This window comes from Leptothoe sp. PORK10 BA2, from assembly GCF_034932105.1.
In the GTDB taxonomy this organism is placed as follows: domain Bacteria; phylum Cyanobacteriota; class Cyanobacteriia; order Phormidesmidales; family Phormidesmidaceae; genus Leptothoe.
On sequence record NZ_JAYGIG010000152.1, the window covers coordinates 1 to 22,019 of the forward strand.

Here is a 22,019-nt window from a genome sequence, read left to right on the forward strand (position 1 = left end):
CTGGGAAGAGTTTACTCAATTTCGTATTCAACATGAAACTGAACGCCTTTATCCACATCGAAACCTATTCGACGCAAGCGATTGGCCCCTTTTAGCTTAAGCTATAGCGCGAGACCGGTTACGCCCAAAACTTATTGACCTCGTTCCTCATTACGGGGAAATCATTTCTGCAAGTTGGAATTTGGAATTGCTGTATGTGCATTCAATGAATGCGTTATTCAACTATGGTTTCCCAGCAGCGGAAATAAAGGCAGCATCACCTTGAAAGTCGTTCCTACACCTACCTTACTGTCTACCTTAATGTCGCCTTTTTGTAGATCTACAAACTGCTTTACAATGCTCAACCCTAAACCGGTTCCCGGTACATTGCTCACGTTTTTCCCTCGGTGAAAAGGCTCAAACAAATGGGGATAATCCTCAGGGGAAATGCCTCGCCCAAAGTCTTTGACGATAAAGACCGCTCGATGCTTGCGTTGTGAAAGAGAAATCTGAACAGCGGCATCTTTTGGACTGTAGCGAATTGCGTTGGAGAGCATGTTGATGAGTATAGACCGCAACAACGTGGGATCAATTTCTGCCATGAGGGGTTTAAATCTACCGGTAAACTGGAGGCGCTCGCAGTTCGGCTGAAACTCCTTTAGTAGCACCTGACAAAACTCGGTTAAATCCATCGCCTGAGGGCTAACCGTCAGGCGCTTGGCTTCGATTTTTCCCAGTACTAAAATATCGTCAATCATTTGAGTCATCCGCTCAACATTAGCGACGATACTCAGCAAATATTGCTGCTTTTGCTCAGCAGACATTCGCTTGTCATAACGACCCAACGACGACACCGACAGCGCAATATTGTTTAAAGGATTACGAAACTCGTGGCACACCATCGAAACTAATCGAGACTTCAGCTTGCTCAGCTCTTTTAAGTGCTCGTTGGCTGTATATAGCTCAGCTGCGCGAGATCTAACTTTTAGCTCTAAGTCTTCATTCGTTTGCTGCAATACCGATTCAGCCCATTTTCGCTGAGTGATATCTCGAAAGGTAACCACAGCACCGATCACCTGTCCTTGTTCGTCCCGCATCGGCGTACTAATGTATTCTACCGGAAAGCTCGTGCCGTTTTTGCGCCAAAAAGTTTCATCCGCCACGCGGTGAGTACTGCCGTCATTTAGTGCAGCGTAAATCGGACAGCACTCTTTTGGGTAGTAAGAACCATCAGGATGCGAGTGGTGCAGCACTTGATGCATAGACTTACCGATCAGCTCCTGGATGTCCCAGTCAATCATAGCGGCGGCGGCTGGATTTGCAAACGTTACATTTCCCTGTAAGTCCAGCCCATAAACACCTTCTCCAACAGCATTCAAAATGAGCTGGTGCTGCCGCCGTAGGGCTTCTAGCTCCTGTGCTTTTGAGTAATTATCTTTCAACAACATTTAAAGCCTACAGGGGATATTGAAGCACACATGTGATATGTCCAAAGCACTCTCATGCGATTGCCTCTGCATAAGATTGGGCTCGACACTGTAGCTGATTACACCGTAATTTACCGACATAATATTGTAATCATAGAATCTAGCGACTTGGTAAAACGATACAGAATCACATCCTTAAAACCTAATAAAACAGCTTGACAAAACACGATGCCCGCAAAAATTCTGGTAATTGAAGACGAAGACGAAACAAGAGAAATTTTTCTTCGGAGCTTAGCCTTTGAGCAGTTTAACGCGATGGGTGCCAAAGACGGTGAAACAGGGGTGGAGTTGGCTATTCAACACAGGCCAGATTTAATCATTTGCGACATTATGATGCCACAAATGGATGGCTATGGTGTGCTCACCAAGCTGAGAGCACACGAGAAAACGTTGTCAATTCCCTTTATTTTCTTGACGGCGAAAGTGACGATGGAAGAACTACGGCTCGGCATGGGATTGGGTGCTGATGACTACCTCACTAAACCCTGTACGATTGAGCAGTTTTTGAGCGCGATTTCTACCCGGCTTAGACGAAATAAGGAAATTAGAGAACCAGATAGATCAATAGAGCGGAAACCCAATACACAGACCAAGCCGGATGCTATTTCGGAAATATTTCCCGATTGCCCAAAGCTTAGGATTGTCTTTCAGTTCATTGATGACCACTATCAGCAGCCTATTTATCTCAGCGATGTGGCTCAGGCCGCAGGCTATTCTCCTGCATACTTAACCAATCTCGCCCAAAGCCATACCGGCAAAACAATTAAACGATGGATCACCGAACGGCGGATGGATCAAGCTCGGCGGTTACTAAAGGATAAAGCACGGTCAGTCAAGCAGATCTCCGAAGAAATTGGCTATGCCGATGCGGGTTATTTTACCCGCCAGTTTCGTAAGCTGCATGACGCAACACCAAAGACATGGCGAGAAAAAAATGTTCTTTAGAATCTATCTCCGACACTCCGGGCGAGGTCAAATTGGTAGCGATTACAACAAAATAGAAAAACTCTGTAACAACCGTCACTAAATAGATTAAACCAATTTTATAAATCTTGGAAAAATCCTATTTTTTCCGTATATAGTCCTATTTGCCAGTCTCTTTTTCGGTTAAGTTAGCAACTAACAGACTAAAGCATTGTTTCTCGCACGCCTTGGGCGAATAGGATTATGGTTTTGACCCCGGCACATGTACAACAGAAGTTGCATAACTCTAATCGCAATAATCTCTTAAGTAGCTCCTTAACGGGCACTGCCATATGTGACTGCGATGCTTGCGTAGGCACTCACTTTTCTCGTGACCACTGGGAGTTTTTGCAAACGATGCCTGCTGACCCGGTAGACATGGTAAGCGATCTTGCCAAAATGGGTCTTTATAAAGATCAGCAGATCAAAGTCGCCGACAAGGTAAATGCCTACGAGCTGCGCAAGGCTCTGTTGCTAAAAACAGCGGGCAAGGGCGACCCAAACAGGGAGAAACTTGTATTGGCACTAGCTAAACAGGCAGGAGGTATTGAAAACGCTTTTGCCGCTGCTTTTGGCCCTCAAGCGGGGTTGTTCTTTGCTGACTCTATTCGCAACAGTGGCGCAACCCGACGAGAATTTTTAAAGAACCTGGCGATTGGCGCAGCCATGGTAGCACTGACCAATTGTGCTAAGCCAGGAGATCCATCGGCAGTAGAAGAGAGCACAGATATCGATATATCTACCCTGGAAAAAACAGATCTCAAAATTGGCTTTATCCCAATTACATGTGCAACGCCCATTATTATGTCGGAGCCACTAGGCTTTTATAAAAAGTACGGGTTCAATGCTGAAGTCGTAAAAATGCCTAGCTGGGGCGCGGTGAGAGATTCGGCAATCGCAGGCGAACTAGATGCTTACCACATGCTAGCACCCATGCCCATCGCCATGACCCTCGGATTAGGTTCTAGCGCGTTTGGCGTAAAGCTTGCCAGCATAGAAAATATTAACGGTCAGGCCATTACCGTGGCCAACAAGTACAAAGGCCAAATCAACTCTCCAGCCGACTTTAAAGGCTTCACGATTGGCGTGCCGTTTCCCTACTCTATGCATAACCTGCTGCTGCGCTACTATTTGGCTGTCGGCGGTGTTGATCCAGACGTGGATGTAAAAATTCGCCCTGTTCCCCCGCCAGACAGTATTGCTCAGCTCATTGCGGGTGATATTGACGCATACCTCATGCCCGATCCATTCAATCAGCGCGCGGTGTATGAAGACGCCGGATTCATCTTCAAGCTCACCAAGGATATTTGGCCTGGACATCCCTGCTGCGCCTTTGCCGCTAGTGATCAGTGGATAGACACTAACCCCAATACCTTTAGAGCGCTCAATAAGTCCATTATTGAGGCCGCTGGCTACGCCAGTGATCCGGCCAATCGATCAGAAATTGCCCAAGCGATTTCCGATCGAGCCTTTCTCAACCAGCCCGTTGAAGTCGTCGAAGCAGTACTTACCGGTAACTTTGAAGATGGCCTCGGCAATACGCTCACCATTCCCGACAGGATTGATTTTGATCCCTACCCCTGGCAGAGCTTTGCCAACTGGATTTCCTCTCAGCTAGTCCGATGGGACTTGCAGGGCGACGGCAAGGCTGCTCAAAACATTACCGATGAAACCTACAACACCATAGGCAAAGAGGTTTTTCTGACAGACTTAGCCCGAGAATTGGCTAAAGAGGTTGGGCTTAATCCCTCAGCAGAAACTTACCGCTCCGAAAAGCTAGAGAGCGATACATTTGACCCTCAAAAACCGGGCGAATATATCAAAAAACAGATTGAAGAGTATGGCATTTAAAGGGGCGACTAACGACATGATGCTAAGCAATTCGACCTTAAAAAAGCGAAAAATAACAGACGGTGGCGAATCTCCCTGGTTAAATGAAAATATCAAAGCAGCTGGACTTTTTCTACTATCACTGGCTTTGTTTTTAGGAGCCTGGGAGTTAGCTGCTAACATGAACTGGCTCACTAAGGGTATGCCAACCGCTTCTAAAACAATTAAAGAGCTATGGTGGTGGTCAACTAATCCTTTCTTTGACAATGGACCCAACGATTTGGGGATTGGCTGGAATCTATTAATTAGCCTTCGACGGGTGGCGATTGGCTACACGCTAGCCTCCCTTATTGCGGTGCCCCTGGGCATTTTGATCGGTATCTCTCCGATTGCATACAAGGCATTTAACCCTTACATCCAGCTGCTTAAGCCGGTTTCACCCCTCGCTTGGTTGCCGCTGGGACTCTACATTTTTAGAGATTCAGAGTTAACAGGTGTATTCATCATTTTGATCTCTAGCATATGGCCAACGCTAACCAATACGGCCTTCGGAGTGGCCAACGTGAACCCTGAGTATTTGGATGTTTCGAAAACGCTAGGGGCTTCTAAGCTGCGAACCATCTTTAAGATCATTATTCCAGCAGCTTTGCCGAATATTGTTTCTGGTTTACGCATCAGTATGGGTATTTCTTGGTTGGTGATTGTTGCCGCTGAAATGCTCTTAGGAACAGGGTTAGGTTATTTTATTTGGAATGAGTGGAACAATCTCTATATTCCAAACATTTTGGTCGCTATTTTCATTATTGGTTTAGTCGGCCTCATCCTAGACAGTGTTTTTGCTGCGCTCGAAAAGTTTGTTGCGTTTGGTCGTCAGTCATGAATTTAGCGTCTTCCAAATCCACCTGTCATCCTCCTAGCCATTCAACTAGCAACCTAACCCAAAACGCCGTGCTCTTAAAACATACCGACGAACCAATCGTCCCATCAGCACAGCTTTCTATCAGAAACGTAACCAAGGTATTTCAAGGGAAAAAAGATCTTTTTAGTAAGCTCTCTCGTAAAACTAGCCGTGACTTCACGGCCATTGAAGATATTACGCTAGACATCGAACCCAATACCTTTGTTTCTATCATTGGCCCTTCCGGGTGCGGTAAATCTACGCTGCTCAATATGATTGCTGGCCTTTCCGATATTACCAGCGGCGAGATTTTGCTAAACAACCAGCCGATTAAAGGGCCTGGGCCTGATCGGGGTATGGTATTTCAAAACTATGCACTAATGCCTTGGATGAGCGTTGAGGAAAACATTCGCTTTGCTGTAGAGACGGTTTATCCTAAACTGCCGCCTAAGCAACTAACGCACATTGTTAAGGAAAACATTCAGCTAGTAGGGCTCACTGGCGCAGAAAAGAAGCATCCGCACGAGCTTTCGGGTGGAATGCGACAGAGGGTAGGCATTGCGCGGGCGCTTGCAATCAATCCTCAGATTCTACTGATGGATGAACCATTTGGGGCGTTAGATGCACTAACCCGAGGCTTTTTGCAAAGTGAGGTTGAGCGAATTTGGGAGCAACAACGAAAAACGGTGATTATGATTACCCATAGCATCGAAGAAGCACTACTGCTATCAGATCGCATTGTGATGATGACCAAAGGGCCAGCGGCTCAGGTTAATGAGATCTTGGAGGTTCCGTTTTCACGTCCACGCAATCGAGAAACAATCGACCAACATCCGGCCTACCATTCGCTTAAAACTGAGATGGAACGTCATCTGTTTCGAGAGACACAGGCAGTAGAAGAAGCCCGTATTCGCCGATGAGTGTCAGCAAATACTCATGCGTAGATTGGAGTAGTTGCGAAACAACCAAAGCATGTGCTGAACACATTGACACATAAAGCTTGTTCTCGATCCTTGCACAGAACAACTGAAGGTCTCTAGCCGCAATAGTCTCAGCTATTTTCTGGATCTATCTTGAAACAGGTCTATTTAATAAGTTGAATAGATTACACCAATACAATCTGTTCAGACCCATCACGATTCAACTGTAATAATTTTCAAACTTAGAGGATTTTGACCATGAAAACACCAGAAATTATCACAAAACTGTTGGCGGCTAAAAAAGATAAGGGGCTGAGCTTCGCTGACTTAGAAGAAAAGCTAGGCTTTGACGAGGTCTGGATTGCTTCGGTCTTCTACCGTCAGGCGAGTGCCTCACTAGAAGAAGCGAGTAAAATGGTGGAGTTGCTAGGACTAGAACCCGAGTTGGCTGAGACATTGACCGAATGTCCACTAAAGGGCGGACTCGATCCACTGGTTCCAACTGACCCCTTAATCTATCGGTTTTATGAGATTATGCAGGTTTATGGAATGCCGATTAAGGCGGTAATACATGAGAAATTTGGCGATGGCATTATGAGTGCGATTGACTTTTCAGTTGATGTAGAAAAAGAAGTAGATCCGAAGGGCGATCGCGTTAAGGTCATCATGTGTGGTAAGTTCTTGCCTTATAAAAAGTGGTAACCAAAGCAGCACTGGTTACGCCAAATGTTACAGCGTAATCAGAAATTCCAAATTCCAGACTACGTACATTCAAAAACATTGATTTCTCGTTCGTCTCACATCATGGTCAAACCTAAAACCCCTTACCCTCGTTCCGCAATGCCGGAAAATCATGTCTGTAAGTTGGCATTTGGAATTGCCGCAGCGTAATGCGTTGCTAGTTGTAGCATAGAGGATAAAATGGGATGTGATGGATCTATTCTCCTATCCTTGTCCTCTATACGGCAGCGCAGAGGTTCGTACTCACAGTTGCTATGAGGGGATGATTCATCACCAGGTAAGACTTTTTTCGAGATCATCACCTCATTGACGTAGGCGCTGTTCTATAGCGTTTTTCACTTGGCTAGACTATAAAAAAACTGTGGAACCTTTACTTCTGCAACAGGTCAAGTGAGTCGCGGCGGACGTTGGCAAAGCCTCGCCTTTGGCGATATGCATCCGCACGCCGCTATATCTCAACCTTTTCCAGTTCTTTCTCAATCATTGGCAGTTCCTGCGCTCTCGGGTGCCGGAGCGAGTAGGGAGAAGCCCCAGAGAATTGCTGACCGATGATGCCCATCCTTATTGGCTAAAGTTGCTGGGCTTCGAGCGGTTTCAACGAGCTTAGAAATTGACTCAACAAGCTGGATAGATCATCGGCGACGATGGTCTATTTTGTGCTGCGAGTGTTACCTAAAATTGGCTGTTTTTAAACCACGCCACTAGCTCTAAAGTCTAGCCTGCAGCTTGATGAGCGCAAGGCTTACCCCAGCCAAAAATATCCAGGAGGCTACGGCTAAATAGAACGGCCTAACGCCTGTTTTACTCAGCTTTTGGAGACTGGTTTCAAGCCCCATAGCGGCCATTGCAATGCAGAGTAGCCATTGGTTAAGGCTCAGCAACAGGATTTTTAAACTAGGCGGCACCATCAATATGCTGTTAACCACAACCACCAACGCAAACAGCAAGACAAACCAGGGTACCGGAATCTTTATGAGCTTCATCCCGGTTGTTGGGTGCTGAGTATGGGAGTCTTTAGCCTGCCAACCCAGCAGCATTACCAGAGGAATCAAAAGAAGGACTCGTGAGAGTTTGGTAATGGTTGCCAAATCGCCACTGGTAGCTCCCCGCTGAAAGGCGGTAGCTACCACCTGAGCCACCTCGTGGATAGATACGCCGCACCAGATGCCATAGTCTGACGGATTTAAAGTCAGCAGTCTGGCTAAGAAAGGATAAAAGAGCATGGCCAGGGTTCCAAGGGCAGTGACTATTGCCATCGCGTAGGTAACATCTTCTTCTGAGCTTTCGACTACGGCATTGGTCGCAACTACTGCCGAAGCTCCGCAGATAGAGGTGCCCGCTGCAATTAGCAGCGTGAGCCTGGGGTTAATATATAAATAGCGCCCCAGCCAGCAGGTGAGGTAAAAAGTGCTAACCGAACTGATCACAACAATGCCTAACCCCGCTGGGCCAACGGCCAGCACATCGTCAAGGCTCAGCCGCAGCCCCAGCAAAATCACGGCCAGCCGCAAAATTCGCTTCATTGCAAACTGAATGCCGGGACGGTAGTTCGCCCGAATCGGTATCAGCTGCTGCCAGCTAATACCCAGTAAAACAGCCAGTAAGAGCGGATTCAGTGCCTCCACGCCCAGTATCTGGCTCAATCCGATGGAGCTGCCTGCCATCAGCCCGGTGAGTAGCAAGCCTGGAAGGAGAGAGAATTTTGCGGCTGTTTGGCTGAAGGCGATCGCCTCAGGCGGAACTTGGGAATCTCTAGACTTTTCAGGTATTTTCATAATATTTTTTTGAGAGAATTCTGGGAGGAATTTTTTGGGGCTCTTCCGGATCTCCCGTGGTAGACACTAGACATAGCGAAACCCTACGAAGAGGATGTCCCTTTTTGGAAAAATCGCTGATACCCGACAATGTCGAGGGTCAGTCGTTGGAAGATGCGTCCGACATCAAAAATGCCGTAACATTGACGCTTTAATACCTTGATTTGATTATTAAAGCCTTCGACAAAATCCCTGGTCTGACGTTCTAGAAATCAATTGGTAATCTCATCAAGCCAATTACTGAGCGTCGTTAAGAAACTCTCAAAGGCTTCGATTTCATACTTTCGTACTCGCTTACACCATGCTTGAATCGTGCATTTAGCGTCGGCTTTGGTGTAAGCCTGATCAAAAATATCTGTCAGTTCTTCCCTCAAGAAATGGGTTCGGGCTAGTTTTTGGGAATAGGTGAATAAGTGAATAATCTCTCTAACTGTGTCAATTCTTCGTCTTTTTGAAAGGCTAGAATCCCAGCAGTAGCAGGGCTAGCTAGTTCATTTCTTAGTCGTCGGCAGTATAAACCAGCCTCCTTTCTCGATTTTGCTGATGTTGATAACTCGGACATTGGGAAGGTCTAGCGGGATCTGAAGATGGTTGCTCATCGCTCAGGGTTTCCTTGGTACCAATGTCTCTATTTAGGGCTTGCTGAATAATTCAGAAGCACTGGTATATAGTCGTTTCAGATAATAAAGTCGAAGTTAAGTGCAAGGTCATTTTATGAGTTTTCAATGATTTCAGCCAAGTTACCCTTGTACCAACCTATCGATACAGCCTAAAAAGATAACGTATTTGCGTCGGTTCAGCCCTGAAAAAGGCAGATTAGACTTTTTCAGCAAGCCCTATTTATTATCCCATAAGTCCCTTTTTCTATCTAGATGCTAGATGTGGGGGGATCTACGGGAGATCCAGAAGAGCTATTTTTTGAGGAATTACCCCCAGAATTAGGTCAGTAGTGCCACAGTCGATATTCCCAACAGCAGACCTAGTACGAATCGGCGAAAGAGCCTTTCATTTACCCGCTTAAAGCAAAAGCGACCCAGCAACAGGCCAATGATCAGCGCAGGTACAAACTTGGCAAATAGCTGCCAGACCGGTGCTGTGATAATTCCACTTAGCCAGAACGAAATTAAGGCCATGCCCTGAGTCAGTGCAAAGAAAACGATAAAGTTCGCTCGATTCGCATCGGCGGGATTATCTCCAGACATTTTGTACAGCACTACAGGCGGTCCCCCAATTCCACCTAAGCCAGTGAGCATACCACTGATAGCTCCAACGCCAAGGGTGCAGGGCAGAGGCATAGCAGGAAACCGCCGTTTGCCAGCTAGTAGAAGCAAAAGCACAAATGCAAAAATCAGCCCACCGATTATCTGGCGCATTAAGATCGGTTCTAGTAGGGTGAAAAAATGCGCACCTAAAGGCACCATTAGCACGGCACTCAGCACTAGAGGAAGTACCTCCCGCCACTGCGTTTTTTTCAGTGCTTCTGGTAGTAACCCCGCGCCTGCTGTAATCTCTAGCAGAATGACTGCCACAACTACCGACTGAGGTGGAAACAACAAACTCAGAGTCGGAACCAAAATCAGGGCCGAACCAAACCCGGCAAAGCCTCGGGTGAAACCAGCGAGAACTACCCATCCCAAACCAACTAGCCATTCTGTACCCATGCGGATGTCCCAAAACAATCATCAATGTGAATAAAATTGGGCTAGATTATACCCATAGTTCTCGCAATCGCAAGACTCGGCTATTCCATCTCATCTCAACGCAGCGCTTACCGACTTGAGACTTGGCGCGAAAGTGTTGTTTAGCCCCTGCGCGATCGTCTCAAACACCCTCGACAGCGGCGCAGCCTCATCAGCCAATGGTAGGGGCTGTCCCGAATCACCCCCCGCACAAATATTGGGATCAATCGGCACCTGACCCAGTAGGGGTACAGAGAGCTCTGCGGCCATTTGCATGCCACCGCCCGTACCAAAAATAGAGGTGCGATCGCCGCAACACCCACAAATCAAATAGCTCATATTTTCCACTAAGCCCAGCACCGGCACCCCCACCTGACGAAACATATGAATACTTCGCCGCACATCCGATACAGCCACCTGCTGAGGCGTTGTCACCATCACCACCCCACAAATGGGGCTCTCTTGAATAATCGTAATCTGCGCATCTCCTGTCCCCGGCGGCAGATCAATGAGCAAATAATCGAGATCTCCCCAGTCCACCTCCTGAATAAACTGGGTGATAATCTTATGCAAAACAGGGCCACGCCACGCCAGCGGATGCTCCGGCGCAGCCAATAAACCAACAGACATCACCTTAATGCCGTATGCTTCTAGCGGTTTAAAGCGATCGCCCTGCGCGGTCTTTACAATCTCCACGTCAGCATGCCCCAATCCCATCATTTGCGGCACGTTAGGGCCATAAATATCGGCATCTAGCACGCCTACCTTGGCTCCTGTTTTGGTGAGCGCAGCCGCCAAGTTTACAGCCGTTGTTGATTTACCGACGCCCCCTTTACCGCTAGAAACAGCTAGCGTTGTGCGCACACCCGGAATTGTACAGATCTGAATGTAGGCTTTCTTACACCAGCCCAAGTTAGCGAGCGAGCACTGAGCCTGATTTTTTAAATCCTGCTGATGAACGCCCACATACAGCCGAAAATAAACATAGTTATCTACCACACGTAAATTGCGTACCATCCCTAGATCAACAATATTGTTGTTTAGGTTCGGTTCTATCACCTTTTTAAGACAGGCGATCGCAGCTTGTTTTCGGGCAGCGGCGGCCAAACTCGTCTCAGAGGAGCCATCGGCGGTATTAGCTGTTTTAAAAGACTGGCGAATAAAAGGAGACTCGTGGTTAGGCATGGGTAGTTTCTGCTAGCTTGTCCTGGATTTTTTGAATGGCTCGCCCAGAAAAAATCTGAACATCGCGGTCGGGGTCATCGAGGGTTTGTTTTAGAGCCGAGAGTACCTCTGGATTACCGAGATTGCCAAGTGCGATCGCAGCATCCCGTCGCACGTCCGAATATTCATCGGACAACGCTTTGACCAGGCTAGGAATCACCGTATCGTCGGCAACTCGCTGCAACGCCCGCGCTGTAAACTTCCGCACTTGCCAGTGTTCATCTTCTAGGGCGCTAGTCAAAGCCTCAATAGCCGCTGGGGTTGCCTGTAAGTCCAGCGCCTGAGCGGCATTTCGTCGCACCTGCCAGTCAGCATCTGTGGTCAGCGCGTGACACAGCGTGGGCACTACCGCCTCATCACTTAAATGCCCCAGCGTCAAAATAGCAGAGCGCCGAACTTCCTCGCTTTCATCACTGGCCAACACCAATGCAGGCTCAAACCGCACCACCTGGTTAAGGTATCGGAGGGTCACCACTGCCGATTCTCGCAGCGCCGGACTCTTTGACTTAAAGAAAGGGGCGATATAGGGAAGCGCCTGCGCATCGTGAATCTTCCGCAGCAGAATCAACACATTTAGCTGAACGGTTTCATCCTCTATTTGCACCTCATCAAGCAGCGTGAGCAAGTCATCTGGCGACACCATTTCTTTTAGCGCGGCTAACGCCTCCACCCGAACCGCTTCTGGCTGAGTAGATCCCAAACATTTGAGCAAGGGAGGGATGGCAATTGGGTTCGCCATTTCCCACAGCGCCATAACAGCAATCTCTTGTATCTTTGGGCTATCATCATTGAGAGCCACAATCAGGCTCTCAATCGTATCTTCATTGCCCAAGTGCTGAAGCGTTTTCGCCGCGACTAGGCGATCGTTGAGGTCAGGAGATTGCAACATCTCTACCCACTGCACCACTTCGGGATCGAGTTCTGAATAGGTCATCGGTTACCAGTCTCCCTATCGCAATAAGAACGGAATTTGAACAGTGATGGCATTGGTGGGACATTCCTTTTCACAAGGAAGGCAAAACCAACATTCGTCGTATTTCATGTATGCCTTACCAGTTTCTGGGTTCTTTACTAGTACATCTAATGGGCACACTTCAATGCAGGCATTGCATTTTTCTAGACATTTGGACTCATCGACAATCACAGGGACATCGACACGTTGGGTCGTCAGAGCCATAGGAGAGATTGGGGTAAAGAATGGAATGGAAAAAGATAGAATGGGAATAAGGATAAAAAGGAAAGGGACTGTAGAATTTCAGAGTGCTTATCGCACTGCCACGTCATAAACCTCCTGTTCCAAATTCACATCTACAATGTAAGGTTCTACCGCCCGCTTAAACATTTCCATTTCTCCATTTTCACCCTTTTTCAAATTTGCATGGCAGAACCATTCTTCATCGTTCTTCTCTGGGTAGTCCAAGCGATAGTGATACAGACCCCAGCGACTCTCTTTGCGATACAGTGACGCTCTAGCAGCCATCTCTGCACAGTCGCGAATGAAATGCACTTCCATACAGCGCATCAGCTCATGCGGATCGCGCGCACCCATCAAATCTAAGGTGTCGTGATACCGCTCAAAGGCCGCTAGGCCAATTTCCATATTAGAAGGAGACTTAGGCGGCTGAAGATAGTCATTTACGTAGCGTCTTAGCTTATATTCCACTTGCGTATGGGGGACACCATCGGGTCGATTCATCGGCGCATAAATGCGAGCTTTTTCGGCTTCTAAAAAGGCGGGGTCGGGTTCTATATGGTCTACGCCCTGGACATATTCCATCGCGTTTAGGCCAGAGAGTCGCCCAGAAACAAACGCCCCAATCATATAATTATGCGGCACGCTAGCCATGTCGCCAGCTGCATAAAGACCCGGAATGGTGGTTTCTGCCTTTTCATTCACCCAAACGCCAGAGGCACTATGGCCACTGCACAGGCCAATTTCTGAAATGTTCATTTCTACCCCATGTGTGCGGTAGTTTTCTTGGCGACCTTCGTGAAAACGCTCTCGACTTGGCCGCTCGTTTGCCCATAGGACTCGCTCAATTTCTGAAATGGTGTCGTTATCTAGGTGATACATCTTTAGATGCACAGGACCTTTGCCAGAGTTTAGCTCTTTCCAGGTTTCGAGCATCATTTGGCCGCTCCAATAGTCGCAGTTGATGAAGCGGTGGCCTTCGGCATTGGCGGTGTAGGCTCCAAATGGACTTGCGACATAGGCGCAGGCAGGGCCGTTGTAGTCTTTAATCAGCGGGTTGATTTGGAAGCACTCAATATTGGTGAGTTCGGCTCCGGCATGGTAGGCCATGGAGTAACCGTCGCCTGCGTTAGTAGGGTTCTCGTAGGTGCCGTAGAGGTAGCCGGAAGCGGGAAGGCCCAAGCGGCCACAGGCACCCGTACAAAGCACAACGGCTTTTGCCTGAATGACCACAAAGTCTCCTTTGCGCACGTCAAAGCCGACTGCGCCAATCGCACGGCCATCTTTCACCATCACGCGGGTGGCCATCACTCGATTAGTCACCCGAACTTTGTGGCGTTTTACTTGGCGGGTCAAGATCTTTTTGAGGTCTTTTCCTTCTGGCATGGGGAGCACATATTTGCCGACTCGGTGAACCTGCTTGAGGTCGTAGTTGCCTTCGTGATCTTTTTGAAACTTCACGCCCCAGCTTTCGAGTTCTTGAATGACTTCGTAGCCCCAGCGCCCGGTTTGGTACACCGACTTTTGATTGAGGATACCGTCGTTGGCGATGGTGATTTCTCTGACGTACTGTTCAGGGGTAGAATTGCCCGGTATCACGGCGGTGTTCACGCCATCCATGCCCATTGCGATCGCACCACTGCGGCGAATATTCGCTTTTTCTAAAATCAGCACATCTGCATCAGGGTTAGCCTGCTTTGCCTTGATGCCTGCCATTGTGCCAGCAGTGCCACCACCAATCACTAAAAAATCTGTTTGCAGGTTTTGAATATTCACGAAAATTCCTCATTTCAATTTAGATTAGACTTTTTTAACCGATGTGATTTCAACCAGTATGAACTTCAATCGATTTGAAAGATCCGGAAAACAAGCAGTCTTGAAGAAAGAAAACGAGCGTATCTGAATATTTCCGCTCCTGTGCATTCTTCTCCTGTGCAAAAGTGTCCTAATCAAGAATCTTCTGTAAGTAGCCTGTGCACAGTTAATTACACTGAATTCATGCGGAATGCTTGATCAGAGCCAGTCTGTTTTGTAATTAATACTGCACAGGTACTTAAGAGCCTATGGTCGGGAGCTTATGGTCGGGAGCCTATGGTCGGAAACGTTTACATCCCTAGTTTAGAAAAGCTTAGAGGGTGTTTCAAGCAGCTTGGTATCCAAACGCACAGTTTGTCGATTGATTTATTTTATATATTGATAGAAATCAGTAATAAGATGATGGCTCAGCAACAAAAGAATCTAAAAATATTGTGATGCTCAAATGAGGATCACAATTAATAAAGCTCATGGTTCACGCAAAATATTTTGCGACTCTGAAATGCAATCGAACCGCTAAAATAAATGAGCTAGCCGTGCGATAACGCGCTTCAAAGAGCGTGCTCTCCTACTGCGACAATGAACCTATGGAAATTTACCAGCTCAAAGTCTTTTTGGAAGTGGCTCGCCATCTTAGCTTTACCGAAGCCGCAGATATGCTGAATCTAACGCAGCCTGCGGTCAGTGCCAAAATAAAATCCTTAGAACAAAGCTTAGGAGCTGACCTATTCGATCGATTAGGTCGCAAAATCAAGCTGACGGTAGCCGGTGACTATTTGCTAGAAATGGGCCCAGGACTCATAGAGATGGAAGGTCGGCTAATACAAAAAATTAAAGAAATTAAGCAAGGTAAGTTTAGCCACTTAAAAATTGGCTGTACGGTGAATGTTGCTAATGGCTGGCTGCCTAAAATATTGTTTGAATATCGTCAGAAACATCCCAGCATTAACGTGCAGTGCCTGCCGTTTGAGTCGGTACATCAGCTCCACCAAGCTATTACTTTAGGGGAAGTTGACGTTGGCTTTTCTGAAACCAATCTAAACGGCTTTGACGAAATAGATTCGGTAGCCGTCGATAGCTTTCAATATTGCCTAATGGTCGCGGCAGATCATCGCTTGGCTAAAGCCGATTGGCTGAGCCTAAAAGACCTCACAGCAGAGTCCTGGGCGTTCCCAGCAGCGGCAACCCCAGAACGGCTAGCACTAGAGTCGCGGATCAATGAGCTAGGTATGCAGCTTTCAGATTTTAGCCATTATGAAATTGTGCATTCTTCTAGCTTAATGAGTACGTTCTTAAGCCAAGGACATTATTTAGGATTTGCCTCTAGCTTGCAGTTTCAAACTGAGTGCAAAGCTCAGATGTTGAAAGCAGTTTCGCTACAGGAGTTTTCGCTAAATATGAAGCTGTTTATGTTGCAGCTAAAGCGTACGCTAAAAAGTAATTCTTCCCCAAAGACGCTCTCTAAAGAGCCTTTGCAACAGCTCATTCAGCTAGTTACCCAAAGAACAGGACACAATCTCAACCGTGCATCTCCCCCCCCCCTGCCCAATCTTTCCATACCGGTTTATTTGAAGGCACCAGGTCTGTTCACTTGTCGTCCTAGCCTACCTAAAAAAATAACGATCTCTATTGGCACCCAAAACAAAACAATTCAGACGGTAACCGCAGGAGTCATTATTCAGCGGTTAGGACTGCTAGAACACTTCTTGCCTCGGGATGGGCAATACCATAACACCGAATACATCATTCACTGGCACGACTTCACTTCAGGTGCGCCTATCGTCAACGGCCTCCAGTCAGACAACTTAGATATTGGCATTTTAGGAGACTATCCTCTGTTACTCAGCGGGGTTTGTGCGGCAGATGCTACCGGCACTGTTGTTCGCCCGGTCGCGAAGACAAGGCTGGTGAGCTTTGTGGCGAGCAACCCAGATGGGGCAGGCAATACCATAATTGTGCCAAACCGCTCACCCCTGACGAGCTTAGACGATATGCGCAGTCGGGTGATTGCGGTGCCCTTTGCCTCAGCGGCTCACGGCATGGTTATGCGATCGCTGGCGCGGGCGAACTTACTGCCGGAGGTAACGCTGACATCTATTGATAATCTCAACCTGCATCAGCTCACACCGCGAGATAATCGGGCAGATGGTTACGCTTATTTTGCACCCTTGCACGACATTGCCAATCATAAAGGGCAGTTTCGCCGATTGCTAGAAGCTAACGTGGACAAGCTGCCCACATTTCACGGCATTGTGGTGCGAGAAGACTTTGCTGAAGCGCACCCAGATATTGTAATTGCTTATCTCAAAGCGTTGATTGCGGCGCAGTACTGGTATGCGACAACGCCCAGTGCGCTGTCGCTCGTGAGTAATTGGGTCAGGCTAAATCCTGAAATTGTAGCGAAGACCCTAGACTATAATCGCTCAGGCGCAACAGGGTTGTTTTTCCCAGAAACCCAAATTCGTACAGACTGGATAGTTGACCATATTGCACAGCTTTCCACCATTTCGGGAAATGAAGGCTTAAGTGAACTCAATCTGGGTACCTGGATTCAGCCAGAACTGTTAGAGACGGCGCTATCTTCTTTATAAGAGTGTCTTCTTTTCTTGTGTGCTGGGTGTCGGCAGCGAGTTTGGCAATACCGATCGCTTGCTGCATCGCTAGAGTGACACATAGATCGGAATTGGGTGCCTCTCTCGTGGCAAGGGTTTGAGTCATACCTTCTACATTGAGAGCCTAGTAAAAGGGGTTCGATTTCGCACTTCTGGGGCAACCGAGGCGATCTATAGCGGTTCCTGATTGCATTGACTACAATCATGTCGTTTAACTCAATCACCAGCAATTCCGAATTCAAAATCAATTGACGCCATTTCAGTCAATTAACCCTTCGGCAGGAGTCAAATTTTAACGAGAATCGATGGTTTCCAGTGTCTGTGAGTTGGAATTCGTAATTCCTGTTCAATCACCCCTATTTCACCGATCACAGCCACAACCATTTGGACAAAAAAAATTTATGAGTTCACTTAAAATCGTTATCCACAAAAAGACCCACAGCTCGGTATCTGTACTTAGAGATACAAATGCTAGATAGCCTCACAGCTTAAATAAGGCCATTCACAAGGAGTCACCTAAACATGAAGCCTAATAATTTCATCTGCACCTGGTTGAAAAGATTTTCCGTTGTCTGTGTGTTGACCCTCTCTACGACACTTGTTGCTTGCTCTACAGAAACAGCAACACCCGGAGAGGAATCTGGTGAAACTGCTAGCGCCGAAGCTGGACCTACCGGATCTAACAGTGGAAAAACAATCCGAATCTCTATTGGCACACAAGATCAGGTGATTAATACAGCTGTTGGCGGTGCGACAGTAAGAGAATTAGGCCTCTTAGAAAAGTACCTGCCAACCACTGGAAAGTATGAGGGCGTAAAGTACAAGATTGAGTGGTCGAGCTATACCTCTGGCCCGCCTATTACCAACAAAATGCTTGCCGACCAAATTGATATCGGTCTGATGGGAGACTTCCCTGCCGTCATCAACCTGATCAAGTTTCAAGAAGAAGTAGAAGGGGTCGAATCAACCTTTATTGGCACCCTCGCCTACAGTCCTAACGGCGCAGGGAATGCGGTCGTTGTGCCCAAAGATAGTGACGTAGAATCTTTGGCCGATCTAAAAGGGAGCTCTGTGTCGGTACCCTTTGGTTCTGCTGCTCACGGCATGGTTCTCAAGGCGCTAAAGGATGCAGGCCTTGACCCAGAAAAAGATGTGAAGCTGATTAGCCAAGCACCCGAAGTTGGCGGCACCAGCTTACGAACCGGACAAATTGACGCCCATGCAGACTTTGTTCCCTTTGGAGAGCTGTTTCCCTTCCGAGGATTCGCTAAAAAGATTTTTGACGGTGCCCAAACAAATGTGCCAACGTTGCATGGAATCGTCGTTCGCTCTGACTTTTCTGAAGAGCATCCTGAAATTGTAGAGGCTTATCTCCAGGCGGTGCTTGAAGCAAATCAAATGTTTCGAGAAAAGCCAGAAGAGATTTCTGCTCAGATTGAAGAGTGGTCTGGAATTGAGAAAGAAGTCGTGTACATGTTCTTAGGGCCATCAGGTTTACAGCCGATTAATCCGAGTATTGGCGAGGTGCAGTTGAGTGCACTGAAAAATAGCATTGCTACGTTGATTACTCTGGGAAAAATTGAGTCGCCTGTAGATCCGGAAGATGTGACAGGATGGGTAGACGAAGGCTTTTTGAAAAATGCGATGGAGAAGTCGGGTTTGAACTATGACGAGGTGATTGCAGAGGGTGAAAGCTATGTGATTACTGGGAAAGATGCCCTGACGGATGAGGAGATTACAGATCCAAAAATGGCGGCTCAACTGTGGATTCAAGAAGAGCCGGCAGTGACTAGTTTTGCCTCGATTCCCAATATGGTGAAGCAGTTAAATACGTTGCAGGAAGAAGGAAAAGCAGCTGATGTCATTTTTGTGCATGATCGCAATAAGGGTTGGAAGCTGTTTGCAGAGAACTCTTACTATGTGACGAATGGCGATGAGGTATCGGCCTTTCTGTTGGCAGATGATGCGAAGGCGTTTGCGGCTGAATCAGGCGGCCAAATGACCAGCTTTAAGGACTTGCTGCAAACCTATGCGAGTGCGTCACAGCCTGTGCGGATGAGCCGATTGACGAGGGATCGGTTGTTGCTCGCGCTAGAGCGGGTGTTGCCGATGTTGGCAGGATAGATGGGGCAATCGCTTGCATCTTGTTCTCAAGTGATATGTCTTTAATTAAAGATACCGTTGATAGTAAGACTTTTGTACTGGGCTCAGCAGTGCTGTGCCCAGTACATCGATAGGTTATTTAATAGCCTCCCCCTAAGCCTTCCTGACCTTATTCTTTAAACCGCTTTTTATCATGGCTAGCACCATTCCTCAAGGTCGTGTTCATCCTCATACTGTTGCCCCGGTGCCAAAGTTGTGGCGAACACTCCAAACTCTCTTTTTTGTCAACCGCTCAGCTACTCGCTGTTTGTCGCTCATACTCTTTTTTGGTATCTGGCAGGTTCTGTGCATAACGGGCTTTAAGTTCTTCATTAATTTTCAGCTAGTGCCCTCTCCTTCGGAGGTCGTAGGCGCTACGGTAGAATTCTTTACGAGTGATCCGGGAGTCCATATCCGATCGAGTGTTTCGCGCGTGTTGTTTGGATTTGCGGTGGCCTCCGTATTAGGCATTATTTTAGGCCTGTTCATTGGCTGGTTTCAAATCATTGAAGATCTGATGATGCCTTGGTTGGAGCTGCTCCGACCGATTCCGGCAGTAGCTTGGATTCCCCTGGCGATTTTGATTTTTCCAACGGCTGAAACCGGGATGATTTACATCACATTTATTGGTGCGTTTTTCCCTGTTTTAATCAGTACGATTCGAGCAGTGGAGAACATTTTGCATGACATTGTGTTAATTCGAGTAGGGCAATGTCTGGGGGCCAATAAGTGGTTTATCTTTAAGGATATTGTGCTGCCGGGAGCACTGCCGGGGATTGCAGGCGGCCTGACGATTGGGATGGGAAATGCTTGGTTTTGCCTGGTGACGGCTGAAATTTTAGCAGGACGGTATGGTGTGGGCTATATTACCTGGGAGTCTTATGTGACGTCGAACTATCCGCCGATTGTGATGGGGATGTTGTTGATTGGGCTGATGGGGGCAGTGAGTTCTTGGGCGGTGGGACGCGGGATGCAGACCTTGATGCCTTGGCGCGTGATTAAAAAGCAGGGGACTTAGAAGGCGGAATGTGATGAGACTAAAATGTTAGGAGCAGATGCACGTGGGACGAGAGACATTGACGAGAGTGCCAAACATAGAAAATGCTGTAAAGGGGGCGGTGAATGTAGAAGGGGTGTCGATGATCTTTGGCGATTCCCCGCAGGAGAGGCTGCGTCATCGTGGCAAAACAAACCAAGTGTTGGACTCGGTAAACTTTCAAATAAAACCCGGTGAAATCGCTTGCTTGCTTGGGCCGTCGGGTTGCGGTAAGTCAACGCTGTTAAACATTATTGCTGGTTTTATTAAGCCGACATCAGGTTATGTGATGGTTGATCAGCAGCTGGTGACAAAGCCAGGGGCAGATCGAGGATTTGTGTTTCAGCAGTATTCTTTGTTGCCTTGGAAAACCACGTTTCAAAATGTGGAGTTAGGCCTGAAGATTAGGGGTTTGTCCAAGGCTGAGCGGCAGGATATTGTGGGCGAGTACTTGAATTTGGTAGGGTTGGCAAAGTATCGGGATGCTTACCCCAGTGAACTGTCCGGTGGGATGAAACAGCGGGCGAGTATTATTCGCGCCCTGGTAAATTCGCCGTCGGTGCTGCTCATGGATGAGCCTTTTGCGGCGCTAGATGCGCAGACGCGGCACATGATGCAAGCGCTGCTGCTGAACGTATGGGAAACGCTGAAGACAACAATTGTGTTTGTGACTCATGATATCGAGGAGGCCGTGTTTTTGGGCGATCGCATCTTTGTAATGGGCGTACAGCCCGGTCGTATTAAGGCTGAATTAACGATTCCCTTATCTAGGCCTCGCCAGCTAGATGACATGTTGACGCCAGTATTTACGCAGATTAGCCGCCAGGTGTTTGATTTAATTCGAGAAGAGACATTGAAGAGTATGGAGAACTAAATGCTCAGATGGGAAAAGGCACGATTGAGTTTGCTGCGCAGGGACTCAATCGGGTGGTGTCGCAAAAAGTGGTAGGATTAATAGGGTTTTGAGAGAGAAAGTATCGGAGCGATCGTGGTGGACTCAAAATCTCCGTTTAAGTGGCGACACTTTTTACCCGACATCATCCTGTTGTGCGTGCGCTGGTACTGCCGTTATCCTTTGAGCTACCGAGACTTGGAGGAAATGATGGCAGAGCGAGGGGTGAGCGTCGATCATTCCACGATCAATCGCTGGGTATTAGACTACGCCCCAGAACTGGACAAACGGATTCGACCGCACTTGAACCCCACGAACGATTCGTGGCGGGTGGATGAGACTTACATCAAGGTCAAAGGGGAGTGGAAATATCTCTACCGAGCCGTGGATTCAGAAGGGAATACCCTGGATTTTATGCTGAGCGCAAAACGAGACCACAAAGCGGCTGCCCGGTTTTTCCGCAAAGTGCTGAAAGAGCAGCATACCCAAGCACCACGGGTGATTACGGTAGACAAGAATGCGGCCTATCCGGTGGCTGTCGAAGCGCTGAAGGCGGATGAGACGTTAGAAGAAGAGACTGAGTTACGACAAAGCAAGTACTTAAATAATGTGATTGAGCAAGATCATCGAAACATCAAGCGCATTGTCAAGCCGATGATGGGATTCGGTAGGGCGAACGCACACGTTTCTTAATAATTATCAAACAGAGGATTAAGAAGCCATAGGATCTAAGGCAACCTCGTTTGCCCATGGATGCCTGGTATGACTCAATCTACTATTGCCACGTTGAAAGAG

16 protein-coding genes and 2 pseudogenes are annotated in these 22,019 nt (G+C 47.6%); 10 read left to right on the forward strand and 8 right to left on the reverse strand.

What is annotated here, in order from left to right; translation table 11 throughout:
* Positions 1–218 precede the first annotated feature (218 nt).
* Positions 219–1,427 (reverse strand): PAS domain-containing sensor histidine kinase, encoded by a 1,209-nt coding sequence (locus tag VB741_RS23905; RefSeq protein WP_323367734.1) that lies wholly within the window; start codon positions 1,425–1,427, stop codon positions 219–221.
* A gap of 207 nt (positions 1,428–1,634) precedes the next feature.
* Here VB741_RS23905 and VB741_RS23910 point away from each other — a divergent pair, with 207 nt between their 5' ends.
* The 5 genes from VB741_RS23910 (at position 1,635) to cynS (ending at position 6,779) form a co-directional block, all read left to right on the forward strand.
* Complete coding sequence (locus VB741_RS23910; protein ID WP_323367735.1) at positions 1,635–2,411, forward strand: response regulator transcription factor; 777 nt, start codon at positions 1,635–1,637, stop codon at positions 2,409–2,411.
* 375 nt (positions 2,412–2,786) lie between these two features.
* The gene (locus tag VB741_RS23915; RefSeq protein ID WP_442786444.1) at positions 2,787–4,280 is read left to right on the forward strand and encodes an ABC transporter substrate-binding protein; all 1,494 of its coding nucleotides are present in this window, start codon (positions 2,787–2,789) and stop codon (positions 4,278–4,280) included.
* A 16-nt stretch (positions 4,281–4,296) separates the two neighbouring features.
* A complete protein-coding gene (ntrB, locus tag VB741_RS23920) occupies positions 4,297–5,139 on the forward strand; it encodes a nitrate ABC transporter permease (protein ID WP_442786445.1) in 843 nt (280 codons plus the stop codon).
* Positions 5,136–6,077 carry an ABC transporter ATP-binding protein gene (locus VB741_RS23925; RefSeq protein WP_323367738.1) on the forward strand — a complete coding sequence of 314 codons (942 nt, stop codon included), beginning with the start codon at positions 5,136–5,138 and terminating at the stop codon, positions 6,075–6,077. The genes ntrB and VB741_RS23925 overlap by 4 nt, the downstream gene beginning before the upstream one ends.
* 258 nt (positions 6,078–6,335) lie before the next feature.
* Positions 6,336–6,779, forward strand: coding sequence for a cyanase (cynS, locus tag VB741_RS23930; protein WP_323367739.1), 444 nt, complete (start codon positions 6,336–6,338; stop codon positions 6,777–6,779).
* Positions 6,780–7,525: 746 nt separating this feature from the next.
* On the opposite strand, the gene VB741_RS23935 is transcribed toward cynS, so the two are convergent.
* The 7 genes and pseudogenes from VB741_RS23935 to VB741_RS23965 all read right to left on the reverse strand — a co-directional run bounded on the left by VB741_RS23935 (position 7,526) and on the right by VB741_RS23965 (position 14,503).
* Positions 7,526–8,593, reverse strand: a complete 1,068-nt coding sequence (locus tag VB741_RS23935) for a YeiH family protein (protein WP_323367740.1) — start codon at positions 8,591–8,593, stop codon at positions 7,526–7,528.
* A gap of 83 nt (positions 8,594–8,676) precedes the next feature.
* A pseudogene (locus VB741_RS23940) lies at positions 8,677–9,045 on the reverse strand (transposase); the annotation flags it as partial.
* A 525-nt stretch (positions 9,046–9,570) separates the two neighbouring features.
* Entirely contained in the window at positions 9,571–10,293 is a 723-nt protein-coding gene (locus tag VB741_RS23945) for a sulfite exporter TauE/SafE family protein (RefSeq protein ID WP_323367741.1), read from the reverse strand.
* Between the two features lie 90 nt (positions 10,294–10,383).
* Positions 10,384–11,496: an Mrp/NBP35 family ATP-binding protein gene (locus VB741_RS23950; protein WP_323367742.1), complete on the reverse strand. Its 1,113-nt coding sequence runs from the start codon at positions 11,494–11,496 to the stop codon at positions 10,384–10,386.
* On the reverse strand, positions 11,489–12,469 hold the full coding sequence (locus VB741_RS23955; RefSeq protein WP_323367743.1) for a HEAT repeat domain-containing protein: 981 nt from the start codon (positions 12,467–12,469) through the stop codon (positions 11,489–11,491). The genes VB741_RS23950 and VB741_RS23955 overlap by 8 nt, the downstream gene beginning before the upstream one ends.
* 15 nt (positions 12,470–12,484) lie before the next feature.
* Positions 12,485–12,712: a 4Fe-4S dicluster domain-containing protein gene (locus VB741_RS23960; protein ID WP_323367744.1), complete on the reverse strand. Its 228-nt coding sequence runs from the start codon at positions 12,710–12,712 to the stop codon at positions 12,485–12,487.
* 87 nt (positions 12,713–12,799) lie between these two features.
* Entirely contained in the window at positions 12,800–14,503 is a 1,704-nt protein-coding gene (locus VB741_RS23965; protein WP_323367745.1) for a fumarate reductase/succinate dehydrogenase flavoprotein subunit, read from the reverse strand.
* A gap of 626 nt (positions 14,504–15,129) precedes the next feature.
* On the opposite strand from VB741_RS23965, the gene VB741_RS23970 reads away from it, so the two are divergent.
* From VB741_RS23970 to VB741_RS23990, 5 genes and pseudogenes are all read left to right on the forward strand, one after another.
* A complete protein-coding gene (locus tag VB741_RS23970; protein ID WP_323367746.1) occupies positions 15,130–17,133 on the forward strand; it encodes a LysR family transcriptional regulator in 2,004 nt (667 codons plus the stop codon).
* Between the two features lie 543 nt (positions 17,134–17,676).
* Positions 17,677–19,278, forward strand: a complete 1,602-nt coding sequence (locus VB741_RS23975) for an ABC transporter substrate-binding protein (protein ID WP_323367747.1) — start codon at positions 17,677–17,679, stop codon at positions 19,276–19,278.
* A 172-nt stretch (positions 19,279–19,450) separates the two neighbouring features.
* On the forward strand, positions 19,451–20,314 hold the full coding sequence (locus VB741_RS23980; protein WP_323367748.1) for an ABC transporter permease: 864 nt from the start codon (positions 19,451–19,453) through the stop codon (positions 20,312–20,314).
* Between the two features lie 37 nt (positions 20,315–20,351).
* Entirely contained in the window at positions 20,352–21,206 is an 855-nt protein-coding gene (locus VB741_RS23985) for an ABC transporter ATP-binding protein (protein WP_442786443.1), read from the forward strand.
* A 117-nt stretch (positions 21,207–21,323) separates the two neighbouring features.
* Positions 21,324–21,890 (forward strand): annotated as a pseudogene (locus VB741_RS23990) (IS6 family transposase); the annotation flags it as partial.
* Positions 21,891–22,019: the final 129 nt, after the last annotated feature.

Excerpts from the sequence above, each read along its gene's own strand:
- VB741_RS23980 (WP_323367748.1), top strand. The coding sequence starts at position 19,451 with ATGGCTAGCACCATTCCTCAAGGTCGTGTTCATCCTCATACTGTTGCC.
- VB741_RS23910 (WP_323367735.1), top strand. The coding sequence starts at position 1,635 with ATGCCCGCAAAAATTCTGGTAATTGAAGACGAAGACGAAACAAGAGAA.
- VB741_RS23950 (WP_323367742.1), bottom strand. The coding sequence starts at position 11,496 with ATGCCTAACCACGAGTCTCCTTTTATTCGCCAGTCTTTTAAAACAGCT.
- VB741_RS23970 (WP_323367746.1), top strand. The coding sequence starts at position 15,130 with ATGGAAATTTACCAGCTCAAAGTCTTTTTGGAAGTGGCTCGCCATCTT.
- VB741_RS23915 (WP_442786444.1), top strand. The coding sequence starts at position 2,787 with ATGCCTGCTGACCCGGTAGACATGGTAAGCGATCTTGCCAAAATGGGT.
- VB741_RS23905 (WP_323367734.1), bottom strand. The coding sequence starts at position 1,427 with ATGTTGTTGAAAGATAATTACTCAAAAGCACAGGAGCTAGAAGCCCTA.
- VB741_RS23985 (WP_442786443.1), top strand. The coding sequence starts at position 20,352 with ATGCACGTGGGACGAGAGACATTGACGAGAGTGCCAAACATAGAAAAT.
- cynS (WP_323367739.1), top strand. The coding sequence starts at position 6,336 with ATGAAAACACCAGAAATTATCACAAAACTGTTGGCGGCTAAAAAAGAT.
- VB741_RS23960 (WP_323367744.1), bottom strand. The coding sequence starts at position 12,712 with ATGGCTCTGACGACCCAACGTGTCGATGTCCCTGTGATTGTCGATGAG.
- VB741_RS23945 (WP_323367741.1), bottom strand. The coding sequence starts at position 10,293 with ATGGGTACAGAATGGCTAGTTGGTTTGGGATGGGTAGTTCTCGCTGGT.
- VB741_RS23925 (WP_323367738.1), top strand. The coding sequence starts at position 5,136 with ATGAATTTAGCGTCTTCCAAATCCACCTGTCATCCTCCTAGCCATTCA.
- VB741_RS23955 (WP_323367743.1), bottom strand. The coding sequence starts at position 12,469 with ATGACCTATTCAGAACTCGATCCCGAAGTGGTGCAGTGGGTAGAGATG.
- ntrB (WP_442786445.1), top strand. The coding sequence starts at position 4,297 with ATGATGCTAAGCAATTCGACCTTAAAAAAGCGAAAAATAACAGACGGT.
- VB741_RS23975 (WP_323367747.1), top strand. The coding sequence starts at position 17,677 with ATGAAGCCTAATAATTTCATCTGCACCTGGTTGAAAAGATTTTCCGTT.
- VB741_RS23935 (WP_323367740.1), bottom strand. The coding sequence starts at position 8,593 with ATGAAAATACCTGAAAAGTCTAGAGATTCCCAAGTTCCGCCTGAGGCG.